The following is a 14,899-nucleotide window of genomic DNA, read 5'->3' as shown; positions in this document are numbered from 1 at the left end:
GTAGTGGTCAAAGCCGTTGCTTCTCGGCAATGTGGCTTTGACAGGCGGTGATAAAACCATCAAACAACATACGTGAGAGGGCGTACTCGCTGCTGTTCCATTCGGGGTGCCATTGCACGCCGAGGGCAAAAGGGTGGTCATGAACGCTGACCGCTTCCACCAGCCCGTCCGTCGAGCGGGCCTCCACGCGAAGCCGTGGTCCTAACGTTCGTGCACCTTGCCCGTGTAACGAGTTTACCCAAAATGTGTTACAGCCTGGTATTAATTGAGACAGCAGTCCTCCCTCCTGAACCTGAACCTCATGAGAAGGGGCGTATTGTAGCTCAACCGGCAGTTCAGGATCTTCCCGGTGTTCAAGCAGGTCGTTCTGCTCGAACAGGCGGCGATACAGCGTTCCTCCCGTCGCAACAACCAGTTCCTGCAGCCCCCGGCAGATGGCGAAAATGGGGATGCGCCTTTCGAGCGCGGCGGCAATCAGCGCCATACTCAGAAGATCTCGCCCGGGATCGGCGTCAGGCTCATCGCCGTTTTCACCATAAAGGTGCGGCTGCACGTTACTTGGGCTGCCCGGCAGGTAAATCCCGTCCAGGGTTGGCAGCAGAGCGGTAAGTAGCTCTGGCTCTGCCAGCGCATGGGGTAAGGCAATCGGTAAGCCCCCCGCGTTAATAATGGCATTCAGGTACTTTTCTTGCAGGGTCTGGGTCTCATGACCCTTAAGCCTGTTTCTGCACATCACTACGCCAATAACTGGCTTGTTCATTATATTTTCCATGATCGCCCTCACAAAGTGGACTAAATTTAGGCCATTCTCGCCTGTGAAACGGCCTTTTCGTTCAATATTTTCTCAATCTAGCAACGGGATCTGCCTTTTGCAAACTTAATTTAACATTTGACAAACAATTTGTTTGCATACAGATTCGATAGGGTGGACATTATATTTGACAGTCCAGAGCAGCGAACGCAAATCCCAAAAACGGTGGTAAATCATGGAAACCAATATCGTAGAAGTTGAGAACTTTGTGCAGCACACGGATGAGAGGCGGGGCAGCGCCTTTACGCAGGAAGTGAAGCGCTATTTAGAAAAGTATCCTGACACCCAGTTTATTGATGTCCTTCTGACCGACCTGAACGGCTGTTTTCGCGGCAAGCGCATCCCGGTTGCCGGACTGAGCAAGCTTGAAAAAGGCTGCTATTTCCCGGCATCGGTTTTCGCCATGGACATTCTGGGTAACGTCGTGGAAGAGGCGGGCCTGGGGCAGGAGCTCGGCGAGCCGGACTGTATCTGCGTGCCGGTACCGGGCACCCTGACGCCGTCCGCCGCCGACCCGGAATACATTGGTCAGGTGCAGCTCACCATGGTCGATGAAGATGGCGCTCCCTTTGACGTTGAGCCGCGGAACGTACTCAACCGACTCTGGCAGCAGCTGCGCCAGCGCGGTCTGTTCCCCGTGGTAGCGGTAGAGCTGGAGTTCTATTTACTTGACCGTAAGCGCGATGCCGACGGCTATCTGCAGCCACCCTGCGCGCCGGGCACCGACGTACGTAACACGCAGAGTCAGGTCTACTCGGTTGATAACCTGAACCACTTTGCTGACGTGCTGAACGACATTGACGAACTGGCGCAGCTGCAGCTGATCCCCGCTGACGGAGCTGTGGCTGAGGCCTCCCCGGGCCAGTTTGAAATTAACCTGCACCATACGGAAAACGTGCTCGACGCCTGCGATGATGCGCTGGCGCTGAAACGTCTCGTCAGGCAGATGGCGGAAAAACATAAGATGCACGCCACGTTTATGGCAAAGCCGTATGAAGAGCATGCGGGCAGCGGGATGCATATTCACATTAGCATGCAAAACAACCGAGGCGAAAACGTGCTCGCAGACGCCAGCGGCGAGGATTCCGCGCTGCTGAAACGCGCGCTGGCCGGAATGATCGATCTGATGCCCGCGTCCATGGCGCTGCTGGCGCCGAACGTCAACTCCTACCGCCGCTTCCAGCCGGGAATGTACGTACCGACGCAGGCGTCATGGGGACACAATAATCGCACCGTTGCCCTGCGTATCCCCTGCGGCGATCGCCATAACCATCGGGTCGAATACCGTGTGGCGGGAGCAGACGCGAACCCGTATCTGGTGATGGCGGCGATTTTTGCCGGCATTCTACACGGGCTGGATAACGATTTACCCCTGCAGGAAGAAGTGGAAGGCAACGGTCTGGAGCAGGACGGACTGCCGTTCCCGATTCGTCAGAGCGATGCGCTGTGGGAATTTATGCAAAACGATCATCTTCGCGAGCGTCTGGGCGAACGTTTCTGCCACGTCTATCACGCCTGTAAAAACGATGAATTACTGCAGTTTGAACGCCTGATTACCGAAACAGAAATTGAGTGGATGCTGAAAAACGCCTGATGACGTGCCCCGGTTAGGGGCCGCTTTGTTTCATCGCATACGTATCACCAAACGGCCTGCGCGGAGCCTGGCCGAAACGTTCGCTGGCACGCCAGCTATCTCCCGGGAGTCGCGTTATGGAGCGCAGGCGGCACAGGGACTTTCTTAACGACACTGTGTGACGAGGTAGGAAATGATGCAGATGTTCAACTATCCGCAGGGCGAAGGGGGCCAGTCAGGCGCCTGCTGTGAGTGCGAGCGAGAGACGCTGCGCTGGTACGATCGCGTATGTTCTTTACAACTTCCCCCTTTGCTAAGCAGGTTTGCGTTACGGTCAACGCGATTGCAAACCACGGTAAGCATGGGGGGGACGGTTTATGGCGACTAACACCTCTCTTGACTCGCCGCGCATGGCCGGAAGAACCCGGCTGCGCAGTTCCCTCAAGCTCTGGCAGGTGGTCATGATGGGGCTGGCTTACCTCACTCCCATGACCGTGTTTGATACCTTCGGCATTGTGTCCGGTATCAGCAATGGCCACGTGCCCGCCTCGTATCTCCTGGCGCTGGCGGGCGTCATGTTTACCGCCATCAGCTACGGCAAACTGGTGCGACAGTTCCCGGAAGCGGGCTCTGCTTACACCTACACGCAGAAATCGATCGGCCCTCACTTAGGCTTTATGGTTGGCTGGTCATCGCTGCTGGACTATCTCTTCCTGCCGATGATCAACGTGCTGCTGGCGAAGATCTACCTTTCCGCGTTGTTCCCTGAAGTCCCGCCCTGGGTCTGGGTGGTGGGTTTTGTAACGATCCTGACGCTGGCGAACCTGAAAAGCGTTAACCTGGTCGCCAACTTTAACACCCTGTTTGTGCTGGTGCAGGTCGCCATCATGGTGGTCTTTGTCATACTCGTAGTGCATGGACTGCACAAGGGGGAGGGGGTCGGCACCGTCTGGTCGCTCCAGCCGTTTATCAGCGAGAACGCGCACCTGATTCCGATTATTACCGGCGCGACTATCGTCTGCTTCTCTTTCCTCGGCTTTGACGCGGTCACCACGCTGTCGGAAGAGACGCCAAACGCGGCGCGGGTTATTCCCAAAGCCATTTTCCTGACCGCACTGTATGGCGGGCTGATATTTATTGTTGCCTCGTTTTTCATGCAGCTCTTTTTCCCGACGATCGCTCGCTTCAAGAACCCGGACGCCGCGCTGCCGGAAATTGCGCTGTACGTGGGCGGCAAGCTCTTCCAGTCGGTGTTTCTGTGTACCACGTTTGTGAATACGCTCGCTTCAGGCCTGGCCTCGCACGCCAGCGTCTCACGCTTATTGTATGTGATGGGGCGTGACAACGTCTTTCCTGAGCGGGTGTTTGGCTACGTGCATCCGAAATGGCGCACTCCGGCCCTGAACGTGATTATGGTAGGGATAGTGGCGCTGTCGGCCCTGTACTTTGATCTGGTGACCGCGACGGCGCTGATCAACTTTGGCGCGCTGGTGGCGTTTACGTTTGTTAATCTCTCGGTGTACAACCATTTCTGGCGGCGTAAGGGGCTGAACAAAACGTGGAGAGATCGGCTCCACTATTTCCTGCTGCCACTCATTGGTGCCGCAACGGTCGGCGTGCTGTGGATCAACCTCGAAGCGACGTCCCTGACGCTTGGCCTCATCTGGGCGGCACTGGGTGTCCTTTACCTGACCTGGCTCACGCGCCGCTTCCGAAAACCGCCTCCGCAGTTTGAAGCCGGTAAGATAGAGCAGGCCTGGGATTCCTGAACGTGAAACGGCACCAGTAAGCTGGTGCCGTTTATCTGGATCGGGCATCAGCCCGCAGGATGCTTATCTCAGGCGTTTATGAAGGCTTGCGCCCACCAGCAGTGCGGCACAGAGCATCAGCGCGATAAACCCGCCCACGCCGTTCCAGCCGTAGTGATGCCAGAATACGCCGCCCAGCGTCCCGGCGATGCTTGAGCCCAGATAATAGCTAAACAGATACAGCGACGATGCCTGGCCTTTGGCGCGACGCGCGCGCGGGCCAATCCAGCTGCTGGCGACGGAGTGAGCGGCGAAGAACCCTGCGGAGAAGAGCAGCATCCCGGCAAAGATAAGCCACAGGGAAGAGAAGAGCGTCAGCAGCAGGCCGAGCAGCATCACCGCGGTAAACACCAGCATCACCGGCCCGCGGCCAAAGCGTGCCGTCATCGCCCCGGCTTTCGGCGAACTCCACGTACCGGTGAGATAGGCCACGGAAAGCAAACCCACAACAGCCTGATTCAGATGCCACGGCGAGAGCATCAGCCGGTAGCCAATATAGTTAAACAGCGTCACGAAGGAACCCATCAGCAGGAATCCCATCAGAAACAGTCGCGGTAAACCTTTGTCACGCCAGTGCAGGCGGAAGTTGATAAACAGCGTTTTCGGACGCAGAGACGTCGGGCGAAAATGGCGCGATTCTGGCAGGATTTTCCAGAACATCAGGGCCGATGCCAGCGCAAAACACCCGATCACCGCCAGCGCAATGCGCCAGCTAAAGAAGTCCGTGAATACCCCGCTCAGCAGACGCCCGCTCATGCCGCCAATCGAGTTCCCGCTGATGTACAGCCCCATCGAAAAGGCAACGAAGCTCGGGTGGATCTCCTCGCTGAGATAGGTCATCCCGACTGCCGCCACGCCGCTGAGCGAGAGCCCGATCAGCGCGCGCATCATCAAAATGCCGTGCCAGCTGGTCATCATGGTCGAGAGTAACGTACAGACCGAGGCCAGCATCAGGGCGGTTACCATCACCTGTTTACGGCCAATGGCGTCGGAGAGCGGGCCGGTAAAAAGCAGGCCAATTGCCAGCATCCCGGTTGAAATGGAAAGCGAAACGCTGCTGCTGGCAGGAGATACGTCAAACTCGTGGGAGAGAACGGGCAGGATCGGCTGAACGCAGTAGAGCAGGGCAAACGTTGCCAGACCGGCGGAAAAGAGCGCCAGCGTGACGCGCATAAACTGCGGGGTACCACGTTTGATGAACTGAACCGGCTGCGATGCTACAGGCAAATCATTAATATCTCTGGCCGGCTCGATATCAATGGTAGAAGTACGACTCACACAGTTTCCTTGCTTAAACATCCCCGTGATTTCTGGTGACGGGTATGACCACACCTTCAGGGTAGGAAAATGTAAATATTCTGTCTAATATATTAATAATCTCAAATGATACTTTAAAAATATGAATGTCGAGCTGCGTCATCTTCGCTACTTTGTCGCCGTCGCTGAGGAACTGCATTTTGGCCGCGCGGCGGCACGGCTGAACATTTCTCAGCCGCCTTTAAGCCAGCAGATTCAAATCCTCGAACAGCAGGTCGGGGCGCGTCTTCTGGCCCGCACCAACCGCAGCGTGAGCCTGACGGCAGCGGGTAAGCAGTTTCTGATCGACAGCCGACAAATTCTGAGCATGGTCGACGACGCCGCTGCCCGGGCGGAACGGCTCTATCTTGGGGAAGCCGGAGAGCTGCGGATCGGGTTTACCTCGTCCGCGCCGTTTATCAGCGCCGTCTCGCAGACGCTTTCGTCATTCCGCCGTCATTTTCCGGACGTGAATATTCAGACGCGCGAAATTAATACCCGCGAGCAGATTGCGCCGCTTAACGAAGGTGCGCTCGATCTGGGGCTGATGCGTAATACCCAGCTGCCGGACACGCTGGCGTGGGAGGTTATCCTGCGCGAACCGCTGATGGCCATGATTCCGAACGATCACGCGCTGGCGTCGCGTCCGGCGGTTTCGCTGGCGGAGCTGGCAAAAGAGCCGTTTGTCTTTTTTGACCCGCAGGTCGGGACGGGGCTGTATGACGATATTCTGGGGCTGATGCGCCGCTACGATCTGGCGCCGGTCATTACCCAGGAAGTGGGAGAGGCGATGACCATTATCGGCCTGGTCGCCGCCGGGCTGGGCGTGTCGATACTCCCGGCCTCCTTTAAGCGGGTACAGCTGCGCGAGATGCGCTGGGTTGCTATCGCCGAGGAGGATGCCGTTTCAGAGATGTGGCTGGTGTGGTCAAAACATCGCGAACAGAGTCATGCTGCCCAGCGCTTCAAACAGCGATTAATCCAGGCTTCCGCGGTCTGATATTTCCCTGGAAAACGGGTAAAAATGTGCGGTAAATCACAAGGCTAAGTAAATATTTGACGACACCCATGGAAGTGCTTCACCATAGCCAACAGTTTATTTCGAAGCTCGAAAATAAGGGAGTACGAGGTGGTTGCTGATAGTCAGCCAGGGCATATTGATCAGATTAAGCAGACCAATGCTGGCGCGGTGTATCGCCTGATTGATCAGCTTGGTCCGGTTTCGCGTATCGATCTGTCGCGCCTGGCACAGCTGGCACCTGCCAGTATCACCAAAATTGTCCGCGAAATGCTGGAAGCGCACCTGGTCCAGGAGACGGAAATTCAGGAGCCGGGCAGCCGTGGTCGTCCGGCGGTCGGCCTGGTGGTCGAGACGGAAGCCTGGCACTACCTCTCGCTGCGCATCAGCCGCGGAGAGATCTTCCTTGCGCTGCGCGATCTGAGCAGCAAGCTGGTGGTGGAAGACCGGCTTGAGCTGCCGCTCAACGCCGAGGAACCACTTCTCGATGCGATTGTCTCCCATATCGATCGCTTCTTTATTCGCCATCAGCAGCGGCTTGAACGCTTAACGGCGATTGCCATCACCATGCCCGGCATTATTGATACCGAAAATGGTATTGTTCACCGCATGCCGTTTTACGACGATGTTAAAGAGATGCCGCTGGGCGAAGTGCTGGAAAACCATACCGGCGTGCCGGTCTATATTCAGCACGACATCAGCGCCTGGACGATGGCGGAAGCGCTGTTTGGCGCGTCGCGCGGTGCGCGGGATGTCATTCAGGTGGTCATCGACCATAACGTCGGGGCGGGGGTGATCACCGACGGACGGCTTCTCCACGCCGGGAGCAGCAGCCTGGTGGAAATTGGTCATACCCAGGTCGACCCGTACGGTAAACGCTGCTACTGCGGGAACCATGGCTGTCTGGAGACGATCGCCAGCGTGGAAAGCGTGCTCGAACTGGCGCAGGTGAGGCTCAGTCAGTCCATGAGCTCCTCGCTTCACGGCCAACCCTTAACGGTGGATTCCCTCTGCGCCGCCGCGCGTCAGGGGGATCTGCTGGCGAAGGACATTATTACCGGGGTGGGTAATAACGTAGGCCGCATTCTGGCGATTATGGTGAACCTCTTCAATCCGCAAAAAATCCTGATCGGCTCACCGCTCAGCCAGGCGGCGGAGATCCTTTTTCCGGCGATTACGGCCTGTATTCAGCAGCAGTCGCTTCCCGCCTACAGCAGAAATATTGCGGTAGAAAGTACCCAGTTTTCCAACCAGGGCACGATGGCCGGCGCGGCGCTGGTCAAAGATGCCATGTACAATGGCTCGCTGCTTATCCGCCTGTTACAGGGTTAACTCTTTTCCGCAGATGTAAGAAAAATTGCGCTATCTCAAGCCGGATAGCGCACGCATCCCGTAGACTTCCTCCACTGAATTATTTACCTGGTTGATATTTTCGAAGCATACCCAAGAGGTGGAGTGAGTCATGCTTAAGCGTTTCTTTGTTACTGGTACAGATACCTCTGTCGGCAAGACCGTTGTATCCCGCGCATTGCTGCAGGCTCTGACAGCAAGCGGTAAACGCGTCGCTGGGTACAAACCGGTCGCAAAAGGGAGTAAAGAGACGCCAGAGGGATTGCGAAATAAAGACGCCCTGGTGCTGCAAAGCGTCTCGTCGCTGGAACTGCCTTACCACGCGGTCAATCCTATTGCGTTAAGCGAAGATGAAAGCAGCGTGGCGCACAGTGGCCCGATCAATTATTCCCTGTTATCCGACGGGCTGGCGAACCTGAGTGAGCAGGTCGATCACGTAGTCGTCGAAGGAACGGGCGGCTGGCGCAGCCTGATGAATGATTTACGCCCGCTGTCTGAATGGGTCGTGCAGGAGCAGCTGCCGGTAGTGATGGTAGTGGGGATCCAGGAAGGGTGTATCAACCACGCGCTGCTGACGGCGCAGGCGATTGCCAATGACGGCCTGCCGCTGGCTGGCTGGGTGGCAAACCGTATTAATCCAGGCCTCGCGCACTACGCGGAGATCATCGACGTACTGAGCACCAAACTGCCTGGCCCGCTGGTGGGCGAGCTGCCTTATCTGCCTCGCGCCGAGCAGCGCGAGCTAGCGCAGTACATCGATCTCTCTGCCCTCGGTGGCGTGTTGACCGTAGATCGAGTCGTGGCGTAACGTCCGCGACAGTACGGACGCTATCACGCAGGCGACCAGTAAACCGGGCAGTAAAAAATACTGCCCGGTCATTTCACAGACCATCAGCGCCGACATAATGGGCGCATGCGTGGTCGCAGCGAGCAGCGTTGCCATCCCGGCCAGCCCCAGCAACATGGCCGTCTCAGAACCCGGCAGCCACAGCGCGAAAAACTGCGCGAACAGCATCCCCGTAGCCATACCGACAAACAGGGTAGGCGTAAATACCCCGCCCGGCGCACCCGAACCGCTGCTTGCCAGCACCGCCAGCAATTTACAGATGAACACGCCGGCAATCACCGACAGCAGCGGCGGGGCGAGCAGAAAAGCCTGAACCACGCTGTAGCCGTTCCCCCAAACCTTCGGCGTCAAAAGAGACAGCAGCCCGACAATCAAGCCGCCGAGTGCCAGCTGCCACGGCGGCGAAAGCCTGAGACGCAGGAAAAGCCCGTGGCTGAACGCCATTAGCCACATCAGCAGCGGTCCGCAGAGACCTGCCAGCAGCCCCATCGCGACCAGCAGGGCATAATCTGCCGCGGTGAGAATGCCGCTCAGATGGACCTCGTAGAGCGTACCGGCACCCGGTGCCAGGAGTTGCGTCGTAAGAAGCGCCACCACCGCCGCAATCACCACGGGGCCGAGCGAGGCCAGCATCAGCGTGCCAAACAGAATCTCTGCAATAAACAGGCTTCCCGCTAACGGAGCATGGTAGGCGCTGGCCATCCCGGCGGCGGCGCCACAGGCGATCCAAAGCTTCCATTCCGATTTGGGCGTAAAGCGCCGGGCAAAAAAGGAGGCGGCGAGGGCGGCAAGCAGGATCATGGCCCCTTCGCGGCCGATGGCGCTTCCGCTGGCAACGACCAGCAGCGAAGCAAGAGATTTAACGAGGCTCGCGCCGTAATCAAACTGACCGTCGCCGGTCTCCAGCGCTTCCATATAATCGGTCGGCGCGTGGGGACGCTGGGCGTTCAGGCGCTGCCATCCCCAGAGCAACAGCCCGGCAGCCAGCCCGCCCAACGCGGGTGTCAGCGCGCGCCTCCAGGGGGAGAGCGACGCGGCGGCATTCACCAGGCTGCCGCTGTCATTGCTCAGAAGCAGCCACTCCAGCAGGTACATGCTGTGGCGGAACACCGCAACGGCCAGCGCGGCCAGCACGCCGGTGACGGTGGCAATCAGGAGTCGGCGAAACATTGCGCGGATGTCGGGGTACGTATGAAGACGTTGCATGGGTCGCGAGTAAACGGGGACGATGTCCTATTGTGGTTGGAACTCAACCAGTATGCAAATGAGCTTTTATAGGGTGTTCTATATATATTATTTATTTTTCTTTGTCATTTATTTGATTATTAAATATTAACCAAAAGTGCTGAATAAATCTGGTGAACTCGTCTTCATAGTAAAATTGCTTTTTTATTTACAGGAAGGAAAAGGAAATTCTTTATGAGTAACGAACTCACTAATTACCGGAGCGTAATGCATGGGTTACCGTACCGATAATTATGGTCGGGGGCAGGCGCTTGAGAATGATAAAACGACTACCGGTGCCAGGTGTATTGCGTCTATAACGGACAGCACCGAATTTGGCCGCAGGATACTCAGGGTAGGTGATAAAACCACTCCCTGCCCCAAATGCGGGAAACAGGGCGTCATTGTATCAGGTGAAGAACGCGTGACATTTCACGGGGTGCCCGCAGCCGTTCACGGTTCAAAAGTACACTGTGATTGCCCGCCGGGTTCGAACCGGGTGATTGCTCCGGCAGGTCAGTGGCTGGGACGGGGACGGGACCCGGTTGAGGTTGCCAGGGAAGAACACGCTGCCAGGCTGGTTGCAGAAAAGCAAGCCGAAGAAAAACGCAGAGAGGAAGAAAGGGAGCGTAACCGGGTATTCGCAAAATCCTGCCTGCGCGGTGAGGGGTGTAATGATGCCGGTGACCAGCGCGAGCCTCACACCAATTTTGCTGATATGGCTTTTTTTCAGGCCATGCCCGCCAGCGACCCTGCAACCGATTCAGACACCCCGCAGCACGCCCGGACCGCAAAAAAGAAAAAGCCAGACGATATCCCCAAACCGAAAAAGCGCAGCGCCCCGTATCGCTGGTGGAACGGCAACCATGAGGAGATGGATTATCAGGCCGCCGTTGCTGCCGCAGCTGCAGCTTCACGTGCACAGACGGCCACGGCAGGCGCAAGCCTGCTGGAGCTGATAAGCGGCAGGGCGCTGACCTACGGCACCTGGGCGGTACGTGGTGCCGCCGGGCTGGGTGAGACAGCCGCCGCCGGAGCGGGTGCCTCAGTGGCCGGGCTGCTGGTGGGAATGATGCCCGGCAGGCTGAACGACGGCGAACAGGATTTTATCGACCGTATGCGCCTGGAGCAGATGCGTGAAGCCCCGAGCCGGGTGCGCTATACGTGGGAGAATGACAGCAGCGGGAACGCGGTCCCGCGTGGCTGGCACACGCCACCCGGCCGGGACAGTGTTCGCGTCAGAAAAATGGAGTATGACAGCAGCGCGCAGGCGTACACCTTCACCACGGAAGAAGAACCGCACATCACCATTGTGTGGACGCCTGACCGGACAGACGAGAATAAACCCTGGAATACCGGCAACCAGGCGCGGCCGGTGCTGCCGAACCCGGTGGTTGTTGACCCGCTGCCGGATAACACAGGCATAACGGCGACCACCAGCCCGGCGCCAGAGGAAAAGCGTTTCGCGGATTACATTCTGATCCTGCCGTTCCCCGACCTGCCGCCGATTTATATTTACCTGAGCAAACCGCCGGTGGAGTTTCTGGAGGTTGAGTTATACAGTGATTTCAAACGCCGTTCTCGACAGGGGATTTACGAGGCTGATCACATGCCGTCGAGGGCTGCCGTTGATGCATATCTAAAAGCTAATTATCCGTTGCTAGATGATGACGAGATATTTGCACTGACTGATAAAGTTGCAGCCATCGTGATCCCGAAAGATATTCATCAAAAAATAAGCGAGACATATGGTGGACGTAATACGCCTACACATATTGATCTTGACTCAAGGAACCTCAGGGCAGCAGTGGATCGCAATCTGGATGCCATAAAACCGGCATTGAAAGAGCATGGAGCGACCGAAATCCAGATCGAAGCAGCAAGGGTGAAAATACATACAATTAACAGTGAAGCGGGGCTTTACAAATGACGATAGACGTTGAGGCGCTGATATATAGTCTTGGTAAGTCTTATCAATATATGCTTGGTAAGGACTTAATTCCGTATAAGTCTCCTCCAAAGGGATCTTCTGGAACACCGACCCTCAACCTCGAAATGGCTCAGGAAGGGATTTTTCTTTCTTTTTGGCGAGAGGGGCGGATTTTGAAATCTGTCACACTCAGAATTCAGCACGAACCTGCGTCCAGTTGGACATTTCCTAATGAACTACCAGCACCCTTGCAGGCGTCTATGTCTCGTAAATGGGTTAATGAAACTCTTGGTGAGCCGCTAAGAAGTGCGCCGCCTTACACTGTGATGAATAAGGATTATGGTTGGACAGACCTTTATGAGGTAAAGGATCACGATATTCCTACGAGCATGCAGATTAACTATGACCTAGAGGATCGCGTGAGGTCTGTAACCTTCATGCCAACCTCAGAGCTTCGCTGGTAATGCGCAACACAAGCCCCGGGAGGGGCTTTTTGTGCTCGCGTGCAATAAAGCCACCATTAAAAAAGCATGGTGCGACGGAAAGTCAGATTGAAGCTGCAAAGGTTAAAATTCACGAATTGAATCGTAATGTGGGGTTATACGAATGACCGTAAATTTAGAAGCACTGAGCCGTAATCTGGGCAGGAGCTAAAAAGAATTAGTGGACAATGAAATAATCACTTATAAAACTGACACTAAAGAGGCAGTAAGTTGTGGAATGGTAACGATGAGGAGGTGGATTATCAGGCTGCCGCAGCTGCGGCTAAAAGGCGAGTAGATGAAGCCTGCCGACCAATCCAGAAAGGTTGAAAAAAGAAGATTGTCTAAGCTATTGATATTTATAGTAAAGAAACAGAAATCTTGCTTTTCGAGATAGAAATTCCATCTGAAAAAGCACATGTAATGGCAGATATTTTGGGATTAAATGCGAGAGACCGAGAAGAATTTATGTGTGGAATTGGAGTGTACAACTTGACAAAAAACCAGGCTCACGAGTTTGAATTATTGGTAGGTAAAACGTTTTATTCAGATGATGTGACCTTGCAAATTTCTGGTGGAGAAATATGAGGGCCGGGTTCTTCAACCCACCAGCGAATTGTTGCTGGTGGGTTGAAATTGCCGGGAAGAAATTACGTTGTCTCTTCAGCGTGATGACGTAAAGGGATGAGGCTTCACGAATGAACTCCCTACACAGCTCTAGCCGAACCTGTCTCGCGCATGGATTCAAAAATATAATTCTCAGCTCTCGCTATGAATATTCAGCGCCCGGCGCGTACGCCCTGAACTCAGATACTCGGCAATATAATCCTGAGAAATCTCGCCGTTGTAGCGCCCGTCCTCATCCACGATCGGCATCCAGCTGGTGTTGCTCTCATACAGGCGTGACAGCACCACGCGCAGGTTGTCTTCGGCTTTGCCAGTCATGCGGAACGGATGCAGGATGTCGGCGCATGTCCCGCTGGCGTTACGCGCTTCGCGACGCTTCACAAAGCCCAGCGGCTTGCCGTGCTCGTCAACCACGGTAATCGCGCGAATATCGTTATCATCCATGGTTGCAAAGGCTTCCGGGAGCGGAGTCGAACCCCGTACCGTAATGGTCGGCTGCTGGTCGGTGACGTCGCCGGCCGAGACCAGCAGCAGGCGCTTCAGCGTGCGGTCCTGACCGACAAACGAGCCGACAAACTCGTTCGCCGGTTTCGCCAGCAGTTCATCCGGGCTGGCACACTGGACGATTTTTCCCTGACGGAATACCGCAATGCGGTCCCCGAGCTTAAGGGCTTCGTCGATATCGTGGCTCACCAGCATGACGGTTTTTTTCAGCTTGCGCTGCATCTCGAGGAACTGGTTCTGGATCACCTCACGGTTGATCGGGTCCACCGCACCGAACGGTTCATCCATCAGCAGTACCGGAGGATCCGCCGCCAGGGCGCGAATAACGCCAATACGCTGCTGCTGGCCGCCGGACATCTCGCGCGGATAACGGTGGAGGAACTTGTGCGGATCCATTGCCACCATATCCATCAGCTCTTCGGCGCGGGCTTTGCAGCGCGCTTTATCCCAGCCCAGCATGCGCGGCACGACGGTGATGTTCTCTTCAATGGTCATGTTCGGGAACAGGCCAATCTGCTGGATCACGTAGCCGATGTTGCGGCGCAGGGTCACGGTGTCCATCCCGTTGGTGTCCTCGCCATTAATCAGGATGTTTCCGCTGCTTGGGGTGATGAGGCGGTTAATCATCTTCAGGGTGGTGGTCTTTCCGCAGCCAGACGGGCCGAGCAGGACGCACATTTCCCCTTCGGGCACGTTCAGGTTGACGTTATCGACGGCCTTAAAGGTCTGGCCGTGCTTCTGTGAAAATTGTTTGGTGAGGTTTTCCAGTTTTATCATTATCGAATCCCCTTTGGAGTCAGAACCACCTGCAGACGGTGCAGCAGCCAGTCGAGCACAATCGCTAAAAGACAGATCATCAGCGCGCCCGCAATCAACATACGAATATCGCTTCCGCCGATGCCGTTAAGCAGCAGCAGGCCAAGTCCGCCCGCGCCAATCACGGCGGCAATCGCCATCACGCCGATGTTCATCACCACGGCGGTGCGGATCCCGCCGAAAATCACCGGCAGCGCCATCGGAATTTCCACCCAGCGCAGACGCTGCCAGAACGTCATGCCGATGCCGCGTCCGGCTTCGCGCAGGCCCGGCGGCAGGCTGTCGAGCGCCGTGTGGGTGTTACGCACGATCGGCAGCAGCGAGTAGAGAAACACTGCCGTGATTGCGGGCAGGGCGCCAATCCCCTGACCGATCAGCGAAAACAGCGGGATCATCAGGCCAAACAGGGCAATGGACGGGATGGTCAACACGATGGTGGCAATCCCCAGCACCGGCGTCGCCAGCCACTTGTGGCGCACAATCAAAATGCCCAGCGGGACGCCGATGATAATCGCTAAGCCCACGGCCAGCGCCACCAGCCACAGATGCTGCAGCGTCAGGGTTAACAGATAGTCCCAGTTGTCCAGAATGTAGTGAACGGTATCCATAGCGC

14 protein-coding genes are annotated in these 14,899 nt (G+C 56.3%); 9 read left to right on the top strand and 5 right to left on the bottom strand.

Annotation, left to right across the window (positions count from 1 at the left end):
* Positions 1-7: 7 nt before the first annotated feature.
* Positions 8-772, bottom strand: coding sequence for a gamma-glutamyl-gamma-aminobutyrate hydrolase (gene puuD / locus ACTJI7_RS01790; RefSeq protein WP_028012974.1), 765 nt, complete (start codon positions 770-772; stop codon positions 8-10).
* 214 nt (positions 773-986) lie between these two features.
* On the opposite strand from puuD, the gene ACTJI7_RS01785 reads away from it, so the two are divergent.
* The 3 genes from ACTJI7_RS01785 (at position 987) to ACTJI7_RS01775 (ending at position 4,153) form a co-directional block, all read left to right on the top strand.
* Entirely contained in the window at positions 987-2,405 is a 1,419-nt protein-coding gene (locus tag ACTJI7_RS01785) for a glutamine synthetase family protein (protein ID WP_024909135.1), read from the top strand.
* Positions 2,406-2,577: 172 nt separating this feature from the next.
* The gene (locus ACTJI7_RS01780; RefSeq protein WP_032644869.1) at positions 2,578-2,772 is read left to right on the top strand and encodes a YmjE family protein; all 195 of its coding nucleotides are present in this window, start codon (positions 2,578-2,580) and stop codon (positions 2,770-2,772) included.
* Complete coding sequence (locus ACTJI7_RS01775) at positions 2,762-4,153, top strand: APC family permease (protein WP_252015413.1); 1,392 nt, start codon at positions 2,762-2,764, stop codon at positions 4,151-4,153. The genes ACTJI7_RS01780 and ACTJI7_RS01775 overlap by 11 nt, the downstream gene beginning before the upstream one ends.
* Positions 4,154-4,216: 63 nt before the next feature.
* Here the strand turns inward: ACTJI7_RS01775 and ACTJI7_RS01770 are convergent, their stop codons facing one another.
* A complete protein-coding gene (locus tag ACTJI7_RS01770) occupies positions 4,217-5,470 on the bottom strand; it encodes an MFS transporter (RefSeq protein ID WP_126326086.1) in 1,254 nt (417 codons plus the stop codon).
* A gap of 121 nt (positions 5,471-5,591) precedes the next feature.
* On the opposite strand from ACTJI7_RS01770, the gene ACTJI7_RS01765 reads away from it, so the two are divergent.
* From ACTJI7_RS01765 to bioD, 3 genes are all read left to right on the top strand, one after another.
* On the top strand, positions 5,592-6,488 hold the full coding sequence (locus ACTJI7_RS01765) for a LysR family transcriptional regulator (protein ID WP_440669582.1): 897 nt from the start codon (positions 5,592-5,594) through the stop codon (positions 6,486-6,488).
* A 129-nt stretch (positions 6,489-6,617) separates the two neighbouring features.
* Positions 6,618-7,838, top strand: a complete 1,221-nt coding sequence (gene mlc / locus ACTJI7_RS01760) for a sugar metabolism global transcriptional regulator Mlc (RefSeq protein WP_041910244.1) — start codon at positions 6,618-6,620, stop codon at positions 7,836-7,838.
* 130 nt (positions 7,839-7,968) lie between these two features.
* Entirely contained in the window at positions 7,969-8,664 is a 696-nt protein-coding gene (gene bioD, locus ACTJI7_RS01755; protein ID WP_028012980.1) for a dethiobiotin synthase, read from the top strand.
* Here the strand turns inward: bioD and clcB are convergent.
* Positions 8,599-9,909: a voltage-gated ClC-type chloride channel ClcB gene (clcB, locus tag ACTJI7_RS01750; RefSeq protein WP_063153919.1), complete on the bottom strand. Its 1,311-nt coding sequence runs from the start codon at positions 9,907-9,909 to the stop codon at positions 8,599-8,601. The two genes, bioD and clcB, sit on opposite strands and share 66 nt — an antisense overlap.
* A 250-nt stretch (positions 9,910-10,159) precedes the next feature.
* On the opposite strand from clcB, the gene ACTJI7_RS01745 reads away from it, so the two are divergent.
* The 3 genes from ACTJI7_RS01745 to ACTJI7_RS01735 all read left to right on the top strand — a co-directional run bounded on the left by ACTJI7_RS01745 (position 10,160) and on the right by ACTJI7_RS01735 (position 12,927).
* Complete coding sequence (locus ACTJI7_RS01745) at positions 10,160-11,857, top strand: S-type pyocin domain-containing protein (protein WP_440669579.1); 1,698 nt, start codon at positions 10,160-10,162, stop codon at positions 11,855-11,857.
* A complete protein-coding gene (locus ACTJI7_RS01740) occupies positions 11,854-12,321 on the top strand; it encodes a DUF6392 family protein (RefSeq protein ID WP_047368455.1) in 468 nt (155 codons plus the stop codon). The genes ACTJI7_RS01745 and ACTJI7_RS01740 overlap by 4 nt, the downstream gene beginning before the upstream one ends.
* A 369-nt stretch (positions 12,322-12,690) precedes the next feature.
* Positions 12,691-12,927 carry a DUF7683 domain-containing protein gene (locus tag ACTJI7_RS01735; RefSeq protein WP_422110662.1) on the top strand — a complete coding sequence of 79 codons (237 nt, stop codon included), beginning with the start codon at positions 12,691-12,693 and terminating at the stop codon, positions 12,925-12,927.
* Between the two features lie 171 nt (positions 12,928-13,098).
* Here the strand turns inward: ACTJI7_RS01735 and osmV are convergent, their stop codons facing one another.
* Together osmV and osmW are read right to left on the bottom strand one after the other, a co-directional pair.
* Positions 13,099-14,247 (bottom strand): osmoprotectant ABC transporter ATP-binding protein OsmV, encoded by a 1,149-nt coding sequence (osmV, locus tag ACTJI7_RS01730; protein WP_045631630.1) that lies wholly within the window; start codon positions 14,245-14,247, stop codon positions 13,099-13,101.
* Positions 14,247-14,894, bottom strand: a complete 648-nt coding sequence (osmW, locus tag ACTJI7_RS01725) for an osmoprotectant ABC transporter permease OsmW (protein ID WP_028012983.1) — start codon at positions 14,892-14,894, stop codon at positions 14,247-14,249. Before osmW ends, osmV begins: the two co-directional genes overlap by 1 nt.
* Positions 14,895-14,899: the final 5 nt, after the last annotated feature.

It is taken from the genome of Enterobacter sp. 22499 (genome assembly GCF_052044815.1).
GTDB lineage: Bacteria > Pseudomonadota > Gammaproteobacteria > Enterobacterales > Enterobacteriaceae > Enterobacter > Enterobacter bugandensis.
This window is presented reverse-complemented; position numbering and strand designations above follow the sequence as displayed.

Bases quoted from the DNA above. Each gene is read 5' to 3' on its own strand.
- ACTJI7_RS01775 (WP_252015413.1), top strand. From the start codon at position 2,762: ATGGCGACTAACACCTCTCTTGACTCGCCGCGCATGGCCGGAAGAACC.
- ACTJI7_RS01780 (WP_032644869.1), top strand. From the start codon at position 2,578: ATGATGCAGATGTTCAACTATCCGCAGGGCGAAGGGGGCCAGTCAGGC.
- ACTJI7_RS01785 (WP_024909135.1), top strand. From the start codon at position 987: ATGGAAACCAATATCGTAGAAGTTGAGAACTTTGTGCAGCACACGGAT.
- clcB (WP_063153919.1), bottom strand. From the start codon at position 9,909: ATGCAACGTCTTCATACGTACCCCGACATCCGCGCAATGTTTCGCCGA.
- puuD (WP_028012974.1), bottom strand. From the start codon at position 772: ATGGAAAATATAATGAACAAGCCAGTTATTGGCGTAGTGATGTGCAGA.
- ACTJI7_RS01765 (WP_440669582.1), top strand. From the start codon at position 5,592: ATGAATGTCGAGCTGCGTCATCTTCGCTACTTTGTCGCCGTCGCTGAG.
- osmW (WP_028012983.1), bottom strand. From the start codon at position 14,894: ATGGATACCGTTCACTACATTCTGGACAACTGGGACTATCTGTTAACC.
- osmV (WP_045631630.1), bottom strand. From the start codon at position 14,247: ATGATAAAACTGGAAAACCTCACCAAACAATTTTCACAGAAGCACGGC.
- ACTJI7_RS01740 (WP_047368455.1), top strand. From the start codon at position 11,854: ATGACGATAGACGTTGAGGCGCTGATATATAGTCTTGGTAAGTCTTAT.
- bioD (WP_028012980.1), top strand. From the start codon at position 7,969: ATGCTTAAGCGTTTCTTTGTTACTGGTACAGATACCTCTGTCGGCAAG.
- ACTJI7_RS01745 (WP_440669579.1), top strand. From the start codon at position 10,160: ATGGGTTACCGTACCGATAATTATGGTCGGGGGCAGGCGCTTGAGAAT.